This window comes from Rhodococcus sp. K11/5 (assembly GCF_055193735.1).
Map to the genome: position 1 here is coordinate 2,690,697 of NZ_CM143721.1, position 20,023 is coordinate 2,710,719.

Here is a 20,023-nt window from a genome sequence, read left to right on the forward strand (position 1 = left end):
CCGACGCACTTCCACCACTGTAGTCGCCGAGGGTGCGAGGGCTCAGAAGAGCTGAATCGGGTTCACGATGTCCGCGGTCAGGGTCAACAGCATGAACGCCCCGCCGATCGCGATCACCACGTACGTGAGCGGCATCAACTTCATGTAGTCCACGGGCGCACCCTTACCGAGGCCGCGGAGCGCGCGGAACTTGTTGCGGATCCCCTCGTAGACGGTCACCGCGATGTGCCCACCGTCCAGTGGCAGCAGCGGAAGCAGGTTGAACACACCGAGGAAGAAGTTCAGCGTCGCGAGCAGGCCGACGAAGAGTTGCCACAGTCCGCGTTCCGCGGCCTCACCGCCGATCACCGAGGCACCGACCACCGAGATCGGCGTGTTCGGATCACGCTCGGCACCGGTCACCGACTGCCACAGCGCCACGACCTTGGACGGCAGGTCCGCGATCGCCTTGACCGTCTCCACCGCGGTGTATCCCGCGAAGTCGACGGCGCCGGGGACGGCCGTCGCAGCGTTGTATCGGATGTCGGGGGGCACATCCGTCGCGACGCCCATGCCCACGGCGCCGACCGTGACCTGCTCCTTACGGTTGGAGTCGGGGTTGATGATCACCCGCTGCACCTCGTCGAGCTGTACCGGCACCGTGACCGGATCTCCACTGCGCTCGACGGTGATCGGCACCTCGCCGCGCAGCGGCTGCAGGGCGTCGATGACCTCCGCACTGGTGGTGACCGGGGTGCCCGCGACGTCGGTGATGATGTCGCCCTCGGTCAACCCTGCGCGCTGGGCGGGACCCTCGCCCTCGCACGGAGCGAGCGTGCCGTCGAGGGACTGACTCGGAGCGGCGCAGCTCAGCGAGGACACCACCGCCTCGGGCGGGGTCTGACGGTCGGGCAGTCCCCAGCCGAGGGCCAGGCTGTAGAGCAGAGCGAAGCCGAGGACGAAGTTCATCGCGATGCCGCCGAACATCACGGCCAGGCGCCTCCAGGTCTTCTGCTTGTACATCGCGCGATCGACCTCGTCCGGCGCGAGTTCGTCCACTGCCGTCATTCCGGCGATGTCGCAGAACCCACCGGCCGGGATGGCCTTGAGGCCGTACTCCGTCTCACCGCGGCGCCACGAGAAGATCTTCGGCCCGAAGCCTACGTAGTAGCGGCGCACCTTCATCCCGGTGGCCTTGGCCACCCACATGTGGCCGCACTCGTGGAGTGCGATGGAGATACCGATGCACACCGCGAAAGCGACGACGCCGAAAACGAACATCATGCGAGTGGGTCAGCCTTTCGTCCGGACGAGGGCACGCGCGGTCGATCGAGCCCACGAATCGGCGGCGAGTACGTCGTCCACGGTAGCCGGTTCGGCGCTCCACTCCCCCGCGCCGGAATCGACGACCTCGCCCACCGTGTCGACGATGCGCGGAAAAGGGATCACGCCGTCGAGGAATGCCTGCGCCGCGACCTCGTTCGACGCGTTGTAGACGGCCGTCATGCACCCGCCGAGTTCACCGGCCCGCCGGGCCAGCGCGACCGCGGGGAACACCGCGTCGTCCAACGGTTCGAAATCCCACCGCATCGAGGTCGCGAAGTCGAGCGGGGTCGTCGCTCCGGCGAGCCGATGCGGCCACCCCAGCGCCAGGGCGATCGGCAACTTCATGTCCGGAGGGCTGGCCTGGGCGAGTGTCGAGCCGTCGACGAACGTCACCATCGAGTGCACGATCGACTGGGGGTGCACCGTGACGTCGATGCGGTCGTAGGGGATTCCGAACAGCAGGTGCGCCTCGATCACCTCCAGCCCCTTGTTGACCAGAGTCGCCGAGTTCAAGGTGTTCATGGGCCCCATCGACCACGTGGGGTGCTTGCCGGCCTGCTCGGGTGTGACCGAGTTCAACCCCTCCCGGTCCCATCCGCGGAAGGGCCCGCCCGACGCCGTGACGACCAGTCGCGCCACCTCCGTCGCGGTTCCCCCGCGCAGCGCCTGTGCCAGGGCGGAGTGTTCGGAGTCCACGGGAACGATCTGACCGGGAGCCGCGGTCCGCGTGACGAGCGAGCCGCCGGCCACCAACGATTCCTTGTTCGCCAGGGCCAGTCGCGCGCCCGACGCCAGCGCCGCGAGCGTGGGTGGGAGACCGAGCGAGCCCACCAGTGCGTTCACCACGACGTCCGCCTCGACGTCGCGCACCAGGTCGGTCGCGGCCGTGTCTCCGGTGCGCACGGTTCGATCGAGGCCACGCGCCGCCTCTACGTCCGCCACGGCGATCTCCGTGACTCCGGTCGCCGCGATCTGCTGTCTCAACACGTCGATGTTGCCGCCGCCCGCCGCGAGTCCCACCACGGTGAAGCGATCCGGATGTGCGGCCATCACCTCGAGCGCCTGCGTGCCGATCGACCCGGTGCTTCCGAGGACCAGCACGCGAATCGGGGCGTCGTTGTCCACTGCATTCTCGCTCACCGCACCAGTGTCGCCGATGGGCAGAAGGCGCCGCGTGTGAGGATGGCGAGATGGGGTTCACACGCACCGTCGATCCGGACGTCTACGGCCGACGAGAACTGACCTACTACGAGGTGGGGGGAACCGCGGATGCATCGATGCCGCCGGGCTACCACCACGTCGACATCACCGAGGTCGTGGGCCACGGACGGACCCACTTCGAGAACGCGGCCGCGCGCATCCTGGCGTGGGACATGCACCGCGGCGCCGGACTGTCCGTGCACGCGACGTCACCGCACCCTCACGTCGACGCCGTGGTCGTCCTCTCGCTCGGGCCGCTCCGCATCCCGTGCCGGGTCGTCTACCTGGTCGACGAGCCGGCCGAGCGCGGGTTCGCCTACGGCACGCTGAACGGTCACCCGGAATGCGGCGAGGAACGCTTCACCGTGCAGTACGACACAGAGACCGACGAGGTCCGCGCCCACATTCGCGCGTTCTCGAAGCCCGGCAACCGCCTCGTCGCGCTCGGTGGACCGCTCAACCGGCTGACACAACGAGTGGCCACCGGTCGGTACGTGGACGCGCTGCGGTGACGCACCGGCCGCTACGACGGTTCGTCGTACCCCGCGATACGATCAGCAGGATTCGCCGTTCGAGCCGACCGTCAGCTCGAATCATCACCTGGAGGACGCAGTGACCGAGAGCCATCGCCTTCCCGCGACCACGACCCACCCCGCCGACGTTCCCTCGGCCGCCTGGGGCTGGAGCGGTGAGGCTCCCCGTGCGTCACGCATCGCCGCGTGGATCGTCACCGGCATCCTGCTGCTGATGATCATCGGCAACCACGACGGCCACGTCGAAGACCTCTGGCTGATCGGTATCGCCGGAACCATGGTGCTGGTCCTGGTGCGCGACATCCTCAAGCGTCGCAAGCCGCGACACTCCTGACCGTCAGTTCTCGGCGGCCAACTGGCCGCAGGCCGCGGCGATCTCCTGGCCGCGGGTGTCGCGCACGGTGCAGGAGACGCCCTGAGCACGCACCCGACGAACGAACTCGTCCTGCACCGGCTTCGGACTCGCGTCCCACTCGCTTCCGGGAGTCGGGTTCAGCGGAATCAGGTTCACGTGGACCAACGCGCCCAGCGCCTTCTTCAGCTTCTTGGCCAGGAGATCCGCGCGCCACGGTTGGTCGTTCACCTCACGGATGAGCGCGTACTCGATGGACACTCGCCGACCGGTCGTGTCCGCGTAGTAGCGCGCGGCGTCCAGAACCTCGGCGATGGACCACCGGTTGTTGACCGGGACCAGGGTGTCGCGGAGTTCGTCGTCCGGGCAGTGCAACGACACCGCGAGCGTCACCGTGAGGCCTTCGTCCGCCAGCTTGCGGATGGCCGGAGCCAACCCCACCGTCGAGACCACGACGGACCGCTGTGAGATCCCCAGGCCCTCGGGTGCCGGGGAGACGATGCGCTTGACCGCCGCGACGACTCGCTTGTAGTTCGCGAGCGGCTCCCCCATCCCCATGAACACCACGTTGGACAGTCGACCCTCGCCGCCCTCGATGTCTCCGTCGCGCAGGTCGGCCGCCGCAGCGCGCACCTGATCCACGATCTCGGCGGTGGACAGGTTGCGCTGCAGTCCGCCCTGTCCGGTCGCGCAGAACGGGCACGCCATCCCGCACCCGGCCTGGCTCGAGATGCACAGGGTCGCTCGATCCGGGTACCGCATCAGCACGGACTCGAGGAGGGTGCCGTCGGCCGCCTTCCACAGAGTCTTGCGGGTGTCGCCGCCGTCGCACGCGATGTGCGTGACCGCGGTCAGGAGCGGTGGGAAGAGTGCGGCACCGACCTTCTCCCGAACCGACGCCGGAAGATCGGTCATCTTGGCCGGATCCGCTTCGAGCCGGCCGTAGTACTGCCGGGCGAGCTGATCGGCGCGGAAAGCGGGCAGGCCGAGTTCCGCGACCGCGGCGCGGCGCTCGTCGGCATCGAGGTCGGCGAGGTGCTTCGACGGCATTCCGCGGCGGCGATCGTCGAACACGAGAGGGAGAGCGATGGGTGCCATAGTGCCTCCAGTGTCCCACTTTTTCGGACCGCCGTTTCCGCAGGACCTGAGTGGGTAAGAATCGACACATGTCACGCACATCGAAAGACCCCGTCGACCCCGCGTCCGGCCAGGACAGCTCCCTCGACGCACCGAAGCACTCGGGCTCCGACACCGGCACCACGCCGGCCGTCACGGACACGCGCAGTCAGGCCGAGAAGAACTCGGACGGGATCAAGCACACACGGGCCGCCGCCCTGTACACCGGCCTGGTGGTCGGCGCACTCATCGTCATCCTGCTGATGGTCTTCATCCTGCAGAACCTCGACAGTGTCCCCATCTACCTGTTCACCTGGGAGTTCAACCTGCCGGTGGGCATCGCGGTGCTCTTGGCGGCAGTCGGCGGCGCCCTCGTGATGGCGGCGGCCGGTGGGGTGCGGATCCTGCAGGTGCGGCGGGCGATCAAGCGTCGGTGAGGCACGTGCCGCGGTCGGGCCCTACCGACCGCGGCACGTGAACACTATTGACACAACCTTCACGCGGGTGGAGGTGGCGTGCACCATGGAGGTGAGAGAGCGCACGGTTTCGTGCACTCGACCGCGACACCCCGAGCGAGGAACGCACAGTGACGACCTTCATGGACAAGCCCGTGCTGAACCCGGTGGCCGCCGACCGAGCCCGCTCCTGGCTGCTGGTGCCCGGTGGTAAGCCCGATACCTTCACCGCCGCAGCAGAATCCGCGGCCGACGCGATCATCCTGGACATCGAGGACGCCGTCGCTCCCGCCGCCAAGCCGACCGCTCGCCGCGACGTGGTCGAGTGGCTGCGCGCCGGTGGCCGAGCCTGGGTTCGCGTGAACGACGCAACCACGCCGTACTGGGCCGACGACCTCGACGCCCTGCGCGGCATCGACACCCTCGAGGGCGTGATGCTCGCCAAGACCGAGAGCGGCAGCCAGGTGGACGCCACCGCCGAACGCCTGGGCGACGGGTGCCGCATCGTGGCACTGGTCGAGTCCGCGATGGGCCTCGAAGCGTCCCCCGAGATCGCCCGGGCGGACGCCACCTTCCGGCTCGCGTTCGGCAGCGGAGACTTCCGCAGGGACACCGGCATGAGCGACGATCCGATGGCGATGTCGTACCCCCGCGCACGACTGGTGATCTCGAGCCGTGCGGCCCGTCTCCCCGGCCCCATCGACGGGCCCACGCTGACGGTGAACGACACCCACCTCGCACGAGACAGCAAACTCACCGTCTCGATGGGCATGACCGGCAAGCTGTGCATGCACACCGGCCAGGGGCACACCGTCAACCGGGAACTCGCACCGAGCTCGGCGGACGTCGCGTGGGCGCACGACACCATCGCGACCCTCGGTCAGGACGGCGAGAACGTCCGCGACGGCAGCGATCTGCCGCGTCTGGCCAAGGCCAAGAAGATCGCCGCGGAGGCCGAGGTCTTCTCCATCAGCTGATGCCGACGGCCGGCGCGCGCCGGGTGTGCACGCGGTAACCGACGTCGAACGACAGTCCGACCACCGCGTGCCGGGCACGATCGGCGACGGCGGGAGCGAATTCGATCCCCAACACCGCGTCGAGTGTGCGTCGATCGGGAAATTGCCACCGGGTACGGACGCGGCGCAGGGCGAAACCGTTCGACTCGAAGAACGCCTCCACTCGACGCGGGTCGTAGCGGGGCAGGTCGGCCCGCATCCAGTCGCCGTACGGGCTCGCCGTGGCGTCGAGATCGACCACCACCAGTACGCCACCGGGTCGGAGCACTCGGAAAGCCTCGGTGATGCCGGGGCCGGACCCGGGTCCGAAGAAGTACGCCGTGCGCGCATGGACCACGTCCGCGCTGCGGTTCGGCAGCGGGAGGCCTTCGGCGTGGCCGCGCGCAACGCGCGCATTCTCGAGATCGGCGATCCGCCGTCGGGCGTCCGCGACGAGCGGCGGGTGCGGCTCGACGCCGACCACCGATCGGGCCGCAGCGGCGAACGTCGGTAGATGAAACCCCGATCCACAGCCGACGTCCACGACGTCGCGCTCGGCCCACGGGGCCACCTCGGCCAGCACCTCGAACACCGCACCGTCGACGTCCTGGGCGCGGTTCTCGGCCTCGTAGATTCGCGGCCAGTTCCAGATGTTGGGGCTCGCGACGACTCCGGTCAGGGGACGAACGCGGTGAGCACGAGCCAGGTCACCAGGATGCTCGGCAGGACGGAATCGAGCCGGTCCATCAGTCCACCGTGGCCGGGCAGCATCGTGCCCATGTCCTTGATACCGAGCTCGCGCTTGACCTGCGATTCGATCAGATCGCCGAGAGTCGCGGAGAACACCACCAGAACGCCCAAGAGCACGCCCACGGCCGGGTGGCCACCGAGCAGCAGCGTGACGGTGAAGACGCAGACCACGACGCAGAGGACCAGGGATCCGCCCAGACCCTCCCACGACTTCTTCGGACTGATGGCGGGAGCCATGGGATGTCGGCCGAAGAGAACGCCCGCGGCGTACCCGCCGATGTCGGAGCACACCACCGCGACCATCAGCACGAGGACGCGAAAGCCGCCCTGATCGTCGAGCGTCAACAGGGCCGCGAACGCTCCGAAGAGCGGCAACCAGCACAGCACGAAGAGAGAGATCGCACAGTCGCGAAGATAGTTCTGCGGGGCGACGTCGAGTCCCCCGGACAACAACCGCCAGATCATGGTGACCAGCACCGTCGCCCCGAGCGCACTGAGCGCGCCGAGAGCGCCATAGGGCCAGGCGAGCCAGATCATGGCCTGCCCGCCGACGATCACCGGAATACGTGGGACGGAGATGTCCGCTTCCCGCAACCGCTTGGTGACCTCCCAGGACGCGACCGCGACGGCCGCTGCGGCCACCGGGACGAACACCAGGGGCACGAACACCAGAACGGCGATGAGCGAGAAGCCCAGCGCCGCTCCGACCGCGATCGCGGCCGGCAGGTCACGACCGGCACGGGAGACCTTGCCTTCGACCGGCGGGGCGGGTTCCACCGGGATCGGCTCTGGCTCTACCGGCACCGCGTCACCCACACATTCGCCGGGGATACATGGAGTGTCATACCTCCATCAATTCCGCTTCCTTGTTCTTGACGATGTCGTCGATCTGCGCGACGTACTTCGCCGTGGTCTTGTCGAGCTCGGCCTCGGCACGGTTGACGTCGTCCTCGCCGGCCTCGCCGTCCTTCTGGATGCGCTTGAGTTCGTCCATCGCCTTGCGACGCACGTTCCGGATCGAGACCTTCGCGTCCTCGCCCTTGCCCTTGGCCTGCTTGACGTAGTCCCGTCGGCGTTCCTCGGTGAGCTGAGGAATGGAGATTCGGATGATGTGACCGTCGTTGCTCGGATTGACGCCGAGATCCGAGTTACGGATCGCGGTCTCGATCGCGCCCAGCTGCGTCTGCTCGTAGGGCTTGACGATGACCATGCGCGCCTCGGGAACGTTGATCCCGGCGAGCTGCGTGATCGGCGTCAGCGCACCGTAGTACTCCACGAGCACTCGGTTGAACATGCCGGGATTGGCTCGCCCGGTCCGGATGGACTGCAGATCGTTCTGCGCCACGGTGACGGCTTTTTCCATCTTCTCTTCGGCGTCGAAGAGCGCTTCGTCGATCACGACCGTTCCTCTCGTTGCCCCGATGGGCCTTCTCGGTTACCCCACGGGCTAGCTGACCAGTGTTCCGATCTTCTCACCCGCGACCGCGCGAGCGATGTTGCCCTCGGTAAGCAGATTGAACACCATGATGGGCATCTGGTTGTCCATACACAGACTGAATGCCGTCGCGTCCGCGACCTTCAGACCCTTCTCGATGACTTCCCGGTGGCTGATCTCGGTGAACATCGTGGCGTCGGGGTCGACGTTGGGGTCGGCCGAGTACACACCGTCGACGCCCTTGGCCATGAGGACCACCTCGGCGCCGATCTCGAGCGCGCGTTGCGCGGCCGTGGTGTCGGTCGAAAAGTACGGCATACCCATACCCGCCCCGAAGATCACGACGCGGCCCTTCTCGAGGTGCCGCTGTGCTCGCAGCGGAATGTACGGCTCGGCGACCTGTCCCATCGTGATGGCGGTCTGCACTCGGGTCGCGATGCCCTGCTTCTCCAGGAAGTCCTGCAGAGCAAGGCAATTCATGACGGTTCCGAGCATGCCCATGTAGTCCGACCGAGAGCGATCCATGCCGCGGATCTGCAGTTCGGCACCGCGGAAGAAGTTGCCGCCACCGATGACCACCGCGACCTGCACGCCGGAGCGCACGACCTCGGCAATCTCCTCGGCGACCTTCTGCACCACGTCGGGATCGAGACCGACGCTTCCACCACCGAACATCTCGCCGCCCAACTTCAGCAGCACGCGCTTGAAACCCGCTCGATCGTGGTCGGCCTCGGTCATCTCGCTCCTGTTCGTGGTGTTCGCGATCGCAACTCGTGCGGGGTCGATCTTGCCCCATCCCCGGTGACTGTTCACAACCACCGGGCCCGGGCTCTACCGGCGCCCGTTGTCACGACTGCGCCGCCCATCCGAGGACGGATGAGCGGCGCAATGTGGTCGGGCGACGGTCCGATCAGTTGGAGCCGACCTCGAAGCGCACGAATCGGGTGATCGTGACTCCGGCGTCGGCGAGCATCGCCTTGACCGTCTTCTTGGAGTCCTGGACCGATGACTGCTCGGTCAGCACGACGTCCTTGTAGAACCCGTTGACGCGCCCCTCGGTGATCTTGGACAGCGCGGCCTCGGGCTTGCCCTCTTCGCGAGCGGTCTGCTCGGCGATACGACGCTCGCCGTCGACGATGTCGGCCGGGACCTCGTCGCGCGTGACGTACTTGGCCTTGAGCGCCGCGACCTGCATCGCTGCGCCGCGAGCCGCCTCGGCCGCTTCCTCGCCCTCACCGGTGTACTCGACGAGGACACCGACGGCGGGGGGCAGGTCCGAGCTGCGCTTGTGCAGGTAGGTCGCCACGGGACCGTCGAACGACGCGACCCGACGGATCTCGAGCTTCTCGCCGATCTTCGCGGACAGCTCCTGCAGCGCGGCCTTCACGGGCTTGCCGTTCAGGTCGAGTGCCTCGAGTGCGTCGACGTCGGCGGGCTTGCCGGCGGCGGCGACGTCCGCGATGGACTGGGCGAAGTTCTGGAACTCCTCGTTCTTGGCGACGAAGTCGGTCTCGGAGTTGATCTCCACCAGAACGCCGTCCTTGGCGACGACCAGGCCCTCGGCGGTGGACCGCTCGGCGCGCTTGCCGACGTCCTTCGCACCCTTGATGCGGAGCTGCTCGACGGCCTTGTCGAAGTCACCGTCGTTCTCTGCGAGAGCGTTCTTGCAATCCATCATTCCGGAGCCGGTGAGCTCACGGAGCCGCTTGACGTCGGCGGCAGTGTAGTTCGCCATCGTGGGCGAGCCTCCTTGCAGTGTTCGAGGAAACGATCGCCGGTCGCGACGCTTCCGAGGAAATCGTTCGGGTCGGTTCACGACGAAACCCGGTGCACCAGAGGTGGCACACCGGGTCTCGTACGTCGTCAGCTCTGGGAAGCGGGAACTTCTGCGGCCGGAGCCTCGGTCTCGGCCGGAGCGGCCGCGCCGTCCGCACCCTCCGCGGCCGGAGCCTCGGTGACGGGTGCGTCGGTGGCAGCGGGGGTCTCCGCCGCAGCCTGTGCGGTGGCGTCCGCGGCCGGCGATGCCTGTGCGAGCTGCTCGAGCTCCCACTCGGCGAGCGGCTCGCCGCCACCCACCTCAGGCTTGTCGTCCGAGCCGGAGTTGCGTCCGGCGCGAGCCTGCACACCCTCGGCCACGGCGGACGCCACGACCTTGGTGAGCAGAGCCGCGGAGCGGATCGCGTCGTCGTTACCCGGGATCGGGTAGTCGACCACGTCGGGATCGCAGTTGGTGTCCAGGATCGCGATGACCGGGATGTTCAACTTGCGCGCCTCGGCAACCGCGAGGTGCTCCTTGTTGGTGTCGACGATCCAGATGGCCGACGGGACCTTGGACATGTCCCGGATACCACCGAGGGTGCGGTCCAGCTTGGTCATCTCACGCGTGAGCATGAGAATTTCCTTCTTGGTACGACCCTCGAAACCGCCGGTCTGCTCCATCGACTCGAGTTCCTTGAGCCGGATGAGGCGCTTGTGGACGGTGCTGAAGTTGGTGAGCATTCCACCGAGCCAGCGCTGGTTCACATACGGCATGCCGACGCGCGTGGCCTCGCCTGCGATGGATTCCTGCGCCTGCTTCTTGGTGCCGACGAAGAGAACGGTTCCGCCGTGGGCGACCGTCTCCTTGACGAACTCGTACGCCTTGTCGATGTACGTCAGCGTCTGCTGCAGGTCGATGATGTAGATGCCGTTGCGATCGGTGAAGATGAATCGCTTCATCTTCGGATTCCAACGGCGGGTCTGATGCCCGAAGTGTGTGCCGCTGTCGAGCAGCTGCTTCATGGTCACAACAGCCATTGCTGTGATTCTCTCTTTCGTTGCCGGTTGATGCTCGATCGCCGTCGATCTCCGGCCGTGATGCACCGTGGATCCGTCGCGATTCGTGCCCTGGCGCCTCGTGACCATCGGAACCCGCCGAAGCGAGACCAGCCGACGGACCGCGTACGACAACCTGCGTCGTGGCGTTCGAGGCGCGCGAAGTCGACCCGTGTGGACAGGCCGCAGGACCAGCATACGTCGCCGATGCCGCTGGTCATAACCGGGTTCGACGTCAACCCCGTCGTTCGCGGGTGGGGATGGACGTGACCGACGCTCCCCGGGCGGCACGGACGGCACTCGCGCGGTCCGTGCAACGCCCAGGCTCGATCGATGACCGTCGCTCCGCAGCGCGCGCTGGCCCTGGCCGTCGCGACCTCCCTGATGTCCGGAACGGGTGCCGCCGGGGCAGCACCGACTGTCTTCGACTGGCCGCTCGAGCCTCGACCGATCGTCGTCACCGCCTTCGATCCGCCGCCCGAACGGTGGCTCGCCGGCCATCGGGGAGTCGACCTCGACACCTCCACCGCCGGATCGCCCGCGACGGCCCGATCCTCCGCGGACGGCATCGTGGTGTTCGCCGGCCCCGTCGCGGGGCGGCCGGTCGTGTCCGTCGATCACGTCGGAGGATTGCGCACCACCTACGAACCGGTCCGAGCCGTCGTCGTGGCCGGCGACCGGGTACGACGCGGTGACCCGCTCGGCGTGGTGGAGGCCGGTCATCCCGGATGTCCGGTGTCCGTCTGCCTGCATTGGGGCATGCGCCGAGGCCGCGACTATCTCGATCCCACCGCCGCCGTCCGCACCGCTCGGGTGCGGTTGCTCCCCGTGCGGTGACGAGCGATCAGCGTCCCGCGTGCCGACCCGCCGCGTCGGGGAAGTCGTCCGCCATCATCGCCGCGAGTTCGACGAACGCGTCGCGGGTACGCGGACGCAACCGTGCGAGATCGACGACCGATCCCTCCGCCAGATGCTCGTCGAACGGGATCACCACCACCGCGCGGCACCGCGAGAGGAAGTGCCGCCGCAGCTCGGCCATGTCCACGCTCGCCACCCCCGGTCGGTGAGCGCTGATGACGACCACGGTGCGTTCGACCAGATGGGCGTATCCGTGCAACGCGAGCCAGTCGAGTGTCGCGGCCGCACTCTTCGCACCGTCCACCGCCGGCGAACTCACCAACACCAGCGCGTGGGTCAACGACAGGACGCCGTCCATGGCCGAGTGCATGATGCCGGTCCCGCAATCGGTCAGGATCACGCTGTAATGGGTACGCAGTGTGTCGATGACCGCGCGATAGTCCTGCTCGGTGAACGCCTCCGAGGCCGCTGGATCTCGTTCTCCCGCCACCACTTCCAGGCGGCTGCTCGACTGAGAAGTGTGCTGTCGGATGTCCGCGTAGCTCCGGATGGTCGGTCGCGCGGCGAGCAGATCGCGCACCGTCGACATCGTCTGCCGGGGTACCCGCTCTCCGAGGGTCCCGAAGTCGGGGTTGGCGTCCAACGCCACCACGTTGTCGCGGCGCAACGAGGCGAACACCGAGCCGAGCCCGACGGTCACCGTGGTCTTGCCGACACCGCCCTTGAGCGAGAGCAATGCGATCCGGTAGTCACTGCGAACGGGCTGCGCGATCCGCTGGACCTGCTGCTCCGCGCGGACGGAGGACTTCCCGGCCGACCCGTGTCCTCGCAGCCTGTCGACGACGGCGCGCCACCCCGAACCACCCGAGGATCCCGACGGGCCGGATCGTGGAGGTGCCGTCGAATCGGCTCGACGCGGCGGTTGCGCCGTGCGCTCGGCGGAAGGCCCCGGGTACGAACGCCGGTCGGCGTCGCCCGGTGACGCCACGGGAGGCGGAGACCACGCTCCCCCGGCTCGGTAGGTGTCGTGACGACGATCCACCGGCGCCTCCCCTCGAACTCGACTCGGCGCCCACACCCCAGCGGACACCGACGTGCGACGGTATCAAATCCACCGGTGAGAGGCCGTACCGCTCGGTCAGGCGCGGGGATGCGCGCGGTCGTGGATCGCGCGCAGGCGGTCGACCGAGACGTGCGTGTAGATCTGCGTGGTCGCCAACGACGCGTGCCCCAGCAGTTCCTGGACGACACGCAGATCCGCACCACCCTCGAGGAGATGGGTCGCCGCGGAGTGCCGCAGTCCGTGCGGTCCGAGGTCCGGAGCACCGGGAACCGCACCGAGCACCTCGTGCACCGCGGTGCGTGCCTGCCGCGGGTCCAGTCGCCCACCCCGCTTGCCGACCAGAAGAGCCGGGCCCGACGTCGGTGCGAGGAGTGCCGGTCGACCGCGGTCCAGCCACACGGTGAGCGCCTGCTCGGCCGGGACCCCGAACGGCACCGTGCGTTCCTTGTCGCCCTTGCCCACGACGCGGAGGACCCGGCGCGCGCGGTCCACGTCGTCGACGTCCAGACCGCACAGTTCTCCGACCCGAATTCCCGTGGCGTACAACATTTCCACGATCAGACGGTCGCGTAGTGCCACCGGATCCTCCTGCTGGGCTCCCGACGCGGCGGCCACCATGGCCTCTCGCGCCTGATCCTCGCGCAGCACCGCGGGAAGGGTGCGGTGCGCGGGCGGTGCCGACAGTCGAGCCCCCGGGTCCGTCTCCAGCTCGCCGACCGACACCAACCAGGCGGTGAAGGTCCGGACCGACGACGCCCGGCGGGCCGACGTCGTGCGAGCAGCGCCCTCCCGCGCGAGGTCGGCCAGCCACGCTCGCACCGATCTCAGCGTCAGCAGATCGCGCACCTCCGCCGTGTCGACGTGCGCGCCGTCGTGGTGGGCGAGGGCGTGCACGAGGAGGGAGGACGCGTCGGCGACGTACGCGCGCACGGTGTGTTCGGACCGGCCGCGCTGCCAGCGCAGATGATCGGCGAATCGATCGATCAGGGCAGCCTGCGGCGTCGGCAGGGCAGCTCGCTCAGCTCTCGGCGGCGGCGAGTTCCTTCTTCCAGACCCGGAAGCCTTCTTCGGTGCGCCCACGTCGCCAGTATCCCGATATCGATGCCCATTCGGCGGTTACGCCACGCTCGCGGCGAACGTAGGGGCGGATTCCGTGCATGACGGCACCCGCCTCACCGTGGACGAAGACGTGAACCTGCCCGGGCAACCAGTCGAGAGCCCGGACCGCATCCACCAGGGGCGCACGCTCACCGGCGCGCTCGTCCGTCGCCTCGTTCGACGCGACGCCGCGGTGAACCCACGTGATCTCCACGCCGTCGCCCGCGGGCAGTGCGACCCGGTCGTCCGGACCGGCCACCTCCACCACGACTCTCGCCACGGCACCGTCCGGGAGCGCGGCCAGCGCGGCGCCGATGGCGGGTAACGCGGACTCGTCACCCGCGAGCAGGTGCCAATCGGCGTCCGCGCGGGGCGCGTAGGCACCCGACGGGCCGAACATCGACACCGCGGTGCCGGGTTCCACCGTGCGAGCCCAGGGTCCGGCCACGCCCTCGTCCCCGTGGACGACGAAATCGATCGAGATCTGCCGTGCGGCGACGTCGACCGAACTGACGGTGTAGGTGCGCAACACCGGGTCGGTCCCGTCCCCACCACCGAAGTGGAGTTTGACGTACGAGTCGGTGAACTCGGTCGGCTCGAACGCCTCGAAGTGGGGGTCGCCGAGGTACACGCGCACCATGTGCGGCGTGAGCCACTCGGTGCGTACCACCGTCAACGTCGTGATCCGACGAGCCATCGCTCCACCTCCGTAGGACAACCGTCGGTCACGCGTTCGAGGGCGCTCCGGCGAGTTAGTGTCACCTAACCCTAGCTCACCGTGGCCGATCAGTGAGCGGCGTCGTACGCGTCCTGGATCTCCTGGCTGATCCGTCCACGAGTGCTGACCTCGAAGCCGTTCTCCTTTGCCCAGGCGCGCACGTCCTGCAGATTCTGACGGGACTTCTTCGCCGACGTCGCCGGCGCCCGGCGAGCTTTGCGACCGCCGACCTTCTCGGCGTGCTCGATCCAGTAGGCGAATTGGTCGTACAACTCGTTCGCGTGCTTGTGGTTCAGATCGATGGTGTACGAAACGCCACCCACTGCGAACTCGACGGTTTCTCCCTGGCCGTCCTTGATGAGCGAACCATCGACATCGTCGATCATTTGAACGGTCGTGCGTCGTGCCATTTGTGTGACATCCCTTCGGGAAAGCTGAATTGTGTTCTCCCCAATCTAACAGCCCCCACCGGTGTTCTCGGCCGACCGTGAGTCGTTTCGCCGAGTCCGTCGTTTCGCCGAGAGCCGAAACGACGGTCGAAACAATTGTCGACGCCGCGCATCTATACTTCGCCCGCACCGCTCGATCGAGCCGTGCGGGACACCGAACACCGAGAGGCCGACCGCGAATGGGCGAAACACCGCACGGGCCGTGGACTTTCGCGGACCTGTTCAGCGGCGCCGGGGGCATGAGCTGTGGATTCGCTCGGCACGGCCGTTTCGACGTGGTTGGAGCGGTCGACGCCCAACTGGGAAAGCCGAGCAGTGCGCGTGGTTCGCTCGAATGCAACTCGTCGTACACCGCCAATATCGGTCGAGCCCCACACAATCGAGACCTCGCGGTTGTTTCCGGAGCCGAACTCGCGCAATTGTTCGCGCCCGCACTCGCCGGCCGAGAGCTCACCGTGCTGAGCGCCTGCCCGCCATGCACCGGATTCTCCCGCGCCAATCCGCACAACCACCTGAGCGACGATCCCCGCAATTCCTTGGTCAGTGGTGTCGCCGACGCGGTCGCGGCCCTCCGACCCGCCGTCCTGGTGATGGAGAACGCCCGCGAATTGGTGGGCGGGAATTTCCGCGGTCATCTCGATGCGCTGACCGCACGACTGGACGCCCTGGGGTACGCGGTCGACGCGTCGATCCACATGCTCAGCAGCATCGGGCTTCCACAACGGCGGGAACGGTCGCTGGTGATCGCCGTGCGGGAGGACTTCCGCCTGCGCACCCTGGGCGACTTCTGGGCAGGGGTGTCCGTCGAACCCGACGCACTCACGGTGCGCCGGGCGATCGGGCACCTTCCCCACGTGGCCGCGGGACGGGCCCATCCGTCGGATTCCATGCACGTCTCCCCCGACATCGCCCGTGAGACCACCCGGCGCCGACTCGCCGCGCTGCCCCACGACGGCGGGTCCTGGTCCGACCTCAGGGAGCACCCCGACGCCGAGACGCTGTTGACCCCGGCGATGCATCGGCTCGTTGCCGCCGGGCGCATCGGATCGCACCCCGACGTCTACGGCCGGCTCCGATGGGACGCACCCGCTCCCACCGTGAAACGAGAATGCGCCCACTTCGGCAACGGCCGGTACACCCACCCCGAACAGGATCGACTGTGCACGATCCGGGAGATGGCTCTGCTCAACGGGTTTCCCGACGATTACGTCTTCCGCGCCAACAGCCTCGCGAACATGTACCGCCACATCGGCGACGCCGTTCCGCCGCTGGTGTCCCACCAGCTCGCGCACCTGGCCCAGTGGATCCTCACCGGCGTCAAGCCCGACGTCGCCGAGGCGGTGTTGCCCGGAACGTCGCTCCGTCCCGAGGATCTGATCGTGGCTCCGGGCCGTTCAGCGGCCGGCGTGCCGGAACCAGCCGGTGTCGTCGCGCCCCACGAAACCCTCGAGCTCGAGCACCGCCAGCGCTGAGCGCACGGCCGAGACCGCCACCCCCGAGTCGACCGACAGCTGCTGCACCCCGATCGATCCCGATGCGGGAAACGTGTCCAGCACCCGCGCCGCCGCCTCCGGCAACCGGTCGATGTCGGTGGAGAACAACGTGTCCTGTACCTCCTCGTGCAGGTCCGACGGGGTACCCACCTCCTCGACCACGTCCCGCGCGTTCGACACCAGTCGAGCCTCGTTCTCGCGGATCATCCGGTGACACCCGGCCGACGACGCCGAGGTCACCGGTCCCGGCACCGCCACCACCGGTCGGCCCAGCGAACGAGCCCACCCCGCCGTGTTCCGCGCACCACTGCGCCAGCCCGCTTCCACCACGACGACGCCGTCTCCGAAGGCCGCCACCAGTCGGTTGCGGGCGAGGAAGCGATGCTTGGCAGGCGTGGTGCCGGGTGCGTACTCGCTCACCACGGCACCCGTCTCGGCGATGCGCCGAAGCAGTCGCGCGTGCCCCGACGGATAGGCGCGATCGACGCCGCAGGCGAGAACGGCCATCGTCGCTCCACCGACTCCCAGTGCCGCTCGATGCGCCGCACCGTCGATACCGAAGGCTCCACCGGACACCACGGTCCACCCGTCGACGGCGAGGTCCCCCGAGATCTCGGCGGTCACGTGCTCGCCGTAGGCGGTCGCCGCCCGCGTGCCGACGACGGACACGGCGCGGTCGGTCATCGACGCCAGCGGCCTCGGACCGAGCACCCACAGCGCCAGGGGCGGCCCGCCTCCGGCACCGTCGACGCGATCGAAGCCCAGCAACCGCCACGCGGGCCACTCCTCGTCCGACGGTGTCACCAACCGGCCCCCGAGCGCCGCCACCGTCGCGAGATCATCGTCGGCGCAGTCGATGTGGGCGCGCGTGGACACCCGCTCCCACACCGCCTCGGGAACGTCGCCGGCCTTCATCGTCCGCGCCGCATCGAGCACGCCGCGCGATCGAAGTAGGTCCGCCACTGCGGCACTCGGCCCCTGCGAGACGCGCGAGACGTACGCCCACGCCCGCCGCTCCTCGGGCGAGAGCACTCCCTCGTCGGTCATCGCGTCGACTCCCGATCTCGGAACGTCATCGCCGACGCCACCGCGTCCGGGCCCGGTCGATCGAGCCCCTCCAGATCGCTCAACGTCCACGCCAGCCGCAACACACGATCCGCGCCGCGGGCCGTGATCACGCCGCGCCGGAGCGCCCGCTCCACGGGAGCGAGCGTGTCGGAGGACAACCGGAACCGTTGCCGCAGAGCCGAACCGGGTACTTCCGAGTTGCACCGCCACCCGAACTCCCGCCACCGGTCCACGGCTGCGGCGCGAGCCTCGGCGACGCGCGCCCGCACCACGTCGGATGATTCCGCGTCCTCGTCCACCAACAACCCCGTCGCGGGTGGATGCATCACCACTCGCAGATCCACCCGATCGAGCAAGGGGCCGGACAACCGACCCAGATACCGGCGCCGAACCGTCGGTGCACACACGCAGTCGACCGCCCGCGGTGAGGCGCACGGGCACGGGTTGGCGGCGAGGACCAGTTGGAATCGAGCGGGATACCGCGCGACCCCGTCGCGTCGGGCGATGCGAACCTCGCCCTCCTCCAGCGGAGTTCGCAGAGATTCGAGGACCCGGGACGAGATCTCGGCGCATTCGTCGAGAAAGAGGACACCTCGATGCGCGCGACTGACCGCCCCCGGCTTGGCCATTCCGCTACCGCCGCCGATGAGCGCGGTGACCGAACTCGAATGGTGCGGAGCGATGAACGGCGGCACCACGATCAGCGGGTGATCGGCCGTCAGGGTCCCGGCGACCGAATGCACCGCGGTCACCTCGAGTGCCTCGGTTTCGGACAGCGGAGGCAGCAGCCCCGGCAGACGCCCCGCCAGCATCGTCTTTCCGATACCCGGCGGCCCGGTCATCAACAGATGGTGTGCACCCGCCGCCGCGATCTCGATCGCCCAGCGGGCCTCCGACTGACCCACCACGTCGGCCAGATCCTCCGACGACGCGACGATCGCGGGCACACTCGGACGCGGCCGCTGCAGATCCCCGTGACCGTTCAGCCACTCGACGACCTGACGGAGATGGCCGGCTCCCAGAATCTCTATGCCGCCGACCAACCCGGCCTCGGCCAGACCCGCGTCCGGCACCACGACCCGTTCCCACCCGGCCCGGCGAGCCGCGAGCACCGCGGGAAGCACGCCACGCACGGTGCGCAGTCGGCCGTCCAGAGCCAGTTCGCCCAGCAGAACCGTCGTCGCCAGCCCATGCGGCGGAACCACACCGGCCGCGCACAGGACCGCGCACGCCAGCGCCAGGTCGTACACCGACCCCACCTTGGGAAGCGTCGCCGGGGACAGCGCCAGCACCACCTTCGACGCCGGCCAGGTCCGACCCGAGTTGTTCACTGCCGCGCGGACCCGGTCCCGCGACTCCTGCAGCGCCGTGTCGGGAAGACCGACGACGTGCACACCCGGCAGACCCCGACCGATGTCGGCCTCGATCTCCACCAGAACCCCGTCCACCCCGGACACCGCCACCGAGAATGCCCGACCCAGTGCCATCAGAAGACCCCCGGCAGGTGCGTCAGCCGCGGTTCTCCACCGCGGTCGACGACGACCTCGACCACGTCGAAGCGCACCGGCGACCAGGCCGCCGACCGCTCCGCCAACCACAGGCCCGCCAATCGGTGCAGACGGTTCGCCTTCGCCGGGGTCACCGCCTCCGCCGGCGTCCCGAACCATGTTCCCGACCGCGTCTTGACCTCGACGAACACGATCGTGTCGCCGTCGGCCGCGATGATGTCGATTTCTCCGGACCGGCATCGCCAGTTCCGGGCGACGATGTCGTGGCCGCATGTGACCAGAAAGGCCGCGGCGGCGTCCTCACCGAGCGCCCCGAGCTCCTTCGCACTGACGGCTCGACCGCCTGCCGGCCGACCCCGCTCCCCCGAGCTCTCGTCCCCCACGCTCTCGATCACCGGCGGCACCTCACCTTCGTCGCGACGCCGACACCGTGAGTCGGGGCCGGTCGTCCGTGCGACCACTCTGACCGGACGACGCACCGACGCGGATTCACCGACGTGCGCCGACAGAAAATCTGTGGAGGAAGGCATGCCCCGGGGATGACGGAGCTGCGACAATCGGTTCATGACGCGCGCTGGGCCTCCGGCCCCGGAGTTCGTGCTCCGACGAGCGCCGCTCCCCGACCGACCGGCACACCAATACGCGCTGTTCTGGGGGCCGAGGGAGGTGGGTCGGGGCGATTACCCTTGGGCGGTTCGACTCGCGCGCACGTTGTCCATACCCCGCGTGGACATCGACCACGACGGCAGACACCACCGCGTCGACGACGGCTACGAGGGCTGGCACCTCAACGCGCGCATCGTCGGACGCGAC

Annotated in this window: 22 protein-coding genes; 6 read left to right on the forward strand and 16 right to left on the reverse strand. The window is 68.6% G+C overall.

Annotated elements, in window-relative coordinates:
• Positions 1-42 precede the first annotated feature (42 nt).
• Complete coding sequence (locus ACY466_RS12680; RefSeq protein ID WP_463245734.1) at positions 43-1,263, reverse strand: M50 family metallopeptidase; 1,221 nt, start codon at positions 1,261-1,263, stop codon at positions 43-45.
• 9 nt (positions 1,264-1,272) lie between these two features.
• Positions 1,273-2,430 (reverse strand): 1-deoxy-D-xylulose-5-phosphate reductoisomerase, encoded by a 1,158-nt coding sequence (gene dxr, locus ACY466_RS12685; RefSeq protein ID WP_463252268.1) that lies wholly within the window; start codon positions 2,428-2,430, stop codon positions 1,273-1,275.
• A gap of 65 nt (positions 2,431-2,495) precedes the next feature.
• Between dxr and ACY466_RS12690 the strand changes: the two genes are divergently transcribed.
• Together ACY466_RS12690 and ACY466_RS12695 are read left to right on the forward strand one after the other, a co-directional pair.
• On the forward strand, positions 2,496-3,017 hold the full coding sequence (locus tag ACY466_RS12690) for a DUF1990 family protein (RefSeq protein ID WP_463245735.1): 522 nt from the start codon (positions 2,496-2,498) through the stop codon (positions 3,015-3,017).
• A gap of 100 nt (positions 3,018-3,117) precedes the next feature.
• Positions 3,118-3,372 carry a DUF2631 domain-containing protein gene (locus ACY466_RS12695; protein ID WP_463245736.1) on the forward strand — a complete coding sequence of 85 codons (255 nt, stop codon included), beginning with the start codon at positions 3,118-3,120 and terminating at the stop codon, positions 3,370-3,372.
• A gap of 3 nt (positions 3,373-3,375) precedes the next feature.
• Here the strand turns inward: ACY466_RS12695 and rlmN are convergent, their stop codons facing one another.
• Positions 3,376-4,488, reverse strand: coding sequence for a dual-specificity RNA methyltransferase RlmN (rlmN, locus tag ACY466_RS12700; protein ID WP_463245737.1), 1,113 nt, complete (start codon positions 4,486-4,488; stop codon positions 3,376-3,378).
• 68 nt (positions 4,489-4,556) lie between these two features.
• Here rlmN and ACY466_RS12705 point away from each other — a divergent pair, with 68 nt between their 5' ends.
• The gene (locus ACY466_RS12705; RefSeq protein WP_463245738.1) at positions 4,557-4,943 is read left to right on the forward strand and encodes a LapA family protein; all 387 of its coding nucleotides are present in this window, start codon (positions 4,557-4,559) and stop codon (positions 4,941-4,943) included.
• A gap of 161 nt (positions 4,944-5,104) precedes the next feature.
• A complete protein-coding gene (locus tag ACY466_RS12710) occupies positions 5,105-5,938 on the forward strand; it encodes an HpcH/HpaI aldolase/citrate lyase family protein (RefSeq protein ID WP_463252269.1) in 834 nt (277 codons plus the stop codon).
• Here the strand turns inward: ACY466_RS12710 and ACY466_RS12715 are convergent.
• From ACY466_RS12715 to rpsB, 6 genes are all read right to left on the reverse strand, one after another.
• A complete protein-coding gene (locus ACY466_RS12715; RefSeq protein WP_463252270.1) occupies positions 5,931-6,662 on the reverse strand; it encodes a class I SAM-dependent methyltransferase in 732 nt (243 codons plus the stop codon). The genes ACY466_RS12710 and ACY466_RS12715 overlap by 8 nt on opposite strands.
• Positions 6,632-7,489 (reverse strand): phosphatidate cytidylyltransferase, encoded by an 858-nt coding sequence (locus ACY466_RS12720; RefSeq protein WP_463252271.1) that lies wholly within the window; start codon positions 7,487-7,489, stop codon positions 6,632-6,634. Before ACY466_RS12720 ends, ACY466_RS12715 begins: the two co-directional genes overlap by 31 nt.
• A 58-nt stretch (positions 7,490-7,547) precedes the next feature.
• The gene (gene frr, locus ACY466_RS12725) at positions 7,548-8,105 is read right to left on the reverse strand and encodes a ribosome recycling factor (protein WP_463245739.1); all 558 of its coding nucleotides are present in this window, start codon (positions 8,103-8,105) and stop codon (positions 7,548-7,550) included.
• 48 nt (positions 8,106-8,153) lie between these two features.
• A complete protein-coding gene (pyrH, locus tag ACY466_RS12730; RefSeq protein ID WP_463245740.1) occupies positions 8,154-8,879 on the reverse strand; it encodes a UMP kinase in 726 nt (241 codons plus the stop codon).
• A gap of 172 nt (positions 8,880-9,051) precedes the next feature.
• Complete coding sequence (gene tsf / locus ACY466_RS12735) at positions 9,052-9,876, reverse strand: translation elongation factor Ts (RefSeq protein WP_463245741.1); 825 nt, start codon at positions 9,874-9,876, stop codon at positions 9,052-9,054.
• Positions 9,877-10,004: 128 nt separating this feature from the next.
• On the reverse strand, positions 10,005-10,937 hold the full coding sequence (gene rpsB, locus ACY466_RS12740; RefSeq protein WP_463245742.1) for a 30S ribosomal protein S2: 933 nt from the start codon (positions 10,935-10,937) through the stop codon (positions 10,005-10,007).
• A 351-nt stretch (positions 10,938-11,288) separates the two neighbouring features.
• Between rpsB and ACY466_RS12745 the strand changes: the two genes are divergently transcribed.
• Positions 11,289-11,792, forward strand: coding sequence for a murein hydrolase activator EnvC family protein (locus ACY466_RS12745; RefSeq protein WP_463245743.1), 504 nt, complete (start codon positions 11,289-11,291; stop codon positions 11,790-11,792).
• Between the two features lie 7 nt (positions 11,793-11,799).
• Here ACY466_RS12745 and ACY466_RS12750 read toward each other — a convergent pair whose 3' ends face one another.
• From ACY466_RS12750 to ACY466_RS12765, 4 genes are all read right to left on the reverse strand, one after another.
• Complete coding sequence (locus ACY466_RS12750) at positions 11,800-12,855, reverse strand: MinD/ParA family ATP-binding protein (RefSeq protein ID WP_463245744.1); 1,056 nt, start codon at positions 12,853-12,855, stop codon at positions 11,800-11,802.
• A 96-nt stretch (positions 12,856-12,951) separates the two neighbouring features.
• Complete coding sequence (locus ACY466_RS12755; RefSeq protein WP_463252272.1) at positions 12,952-13,884, reverse strand: tyrosine recombinase XerC; 933 nt, start codon at positions 13,882-13,884, stop codon at positions 12,952-12,954.
• 10 nt (positions 13,885-13,894) lie between these two features.
• On the reverse strand, positions 13,895-14,671 hold the full coding sequence (locus ACY466_RS12760) for a siderophore-interacting protein (RefSeq protein WP_463245745.1): 777 nt from the start codon (positions 14,669-14,671) through the stop codon (positions 13,895-13,897).
• Positions 14,672-14,760: 89 nt separating this feature from the next.
• Positions 14,761-15,102 carry a histone-like nucleoid-structuring protein Lsr2 gene (locus tag ACY466_RS12765; RefSeq protein ID WP_463245746.1) on the reverse strand — a complete coding sequence of 114 codons (342 nt, stop codon included), beginning with the start codon at positions 15,100-15,102 and terminating at the stop codon, positions 14,761-14,763.
• Between the two features lie 218 nt (positions 15,103-15,320).
• Here ACY466_RS12765 and ACY466_RS12770 point away from each other — a divergent pair, with 218 nt between their 5' ends.
• The gene (locus tag ACY466_RS12770; protein ID WP_463245747.1) at positions 15,321-16,613 is read left to right on the forward strand and encodes a DNA cytosine methyltransferase; all 1,293 of its coding nucleotides are present in this window, start codon (positions 15,321-15,323) and stop codon (positions 16,611-16,613) included.
• Here the strand turns inward: ACY466_RS12770 and dprA are convergent.
• From dprA to ACY466_RS12785, 3 genes are read right to left on the reverse strand one after another with little or no spacing between them, the layout of a single operon-like run.
• Positions 16,536-17,681: a DNA-processing protein DprA gene (gene dprA / locus ACY466_RS12775; protein WP_463245748.1), complete on the reverse strand. Its 1,146-nt coding sequence runs from the start codon at positions 17,679-17,681 to the stop codon at positions 16,536-16,538. The genes ACY466_RS12770 and dprA overlap by 78 nt on opposite strands.
• Entirely contained in the window at positions 17,678-19,189 is a 1,512-nt protein-coding gene (locus tag ACY466_RS12780) for a YifB family Mg chelatase-like AAA ATPase (protein WP_463245749.1), read from the reverse strand. Before ACY466_RS12780 ends, dprA begins: the two co-directional genes overlap by 4 nt.
• Positions 19,189-19,593 carry a YraN family protein gene (locus ACY466_RS12785; RefSeq protein ID WP_463252273.1) on the reverse strand — a complete coding sequence of 135 codons (405 nt, stop codon included), beginning with the start codon at positions 19,591-19,593 and terminating at the stop codon, positions 19,189-19,191. The genes ACY466_RS12780 and ACY466_RS12785 overlap by 1 nt, the downstream gene beginning before the upstream one ends.
• Between the last annotated feature and the right edge of the window lie 430 nt (positions 19,594-20,023).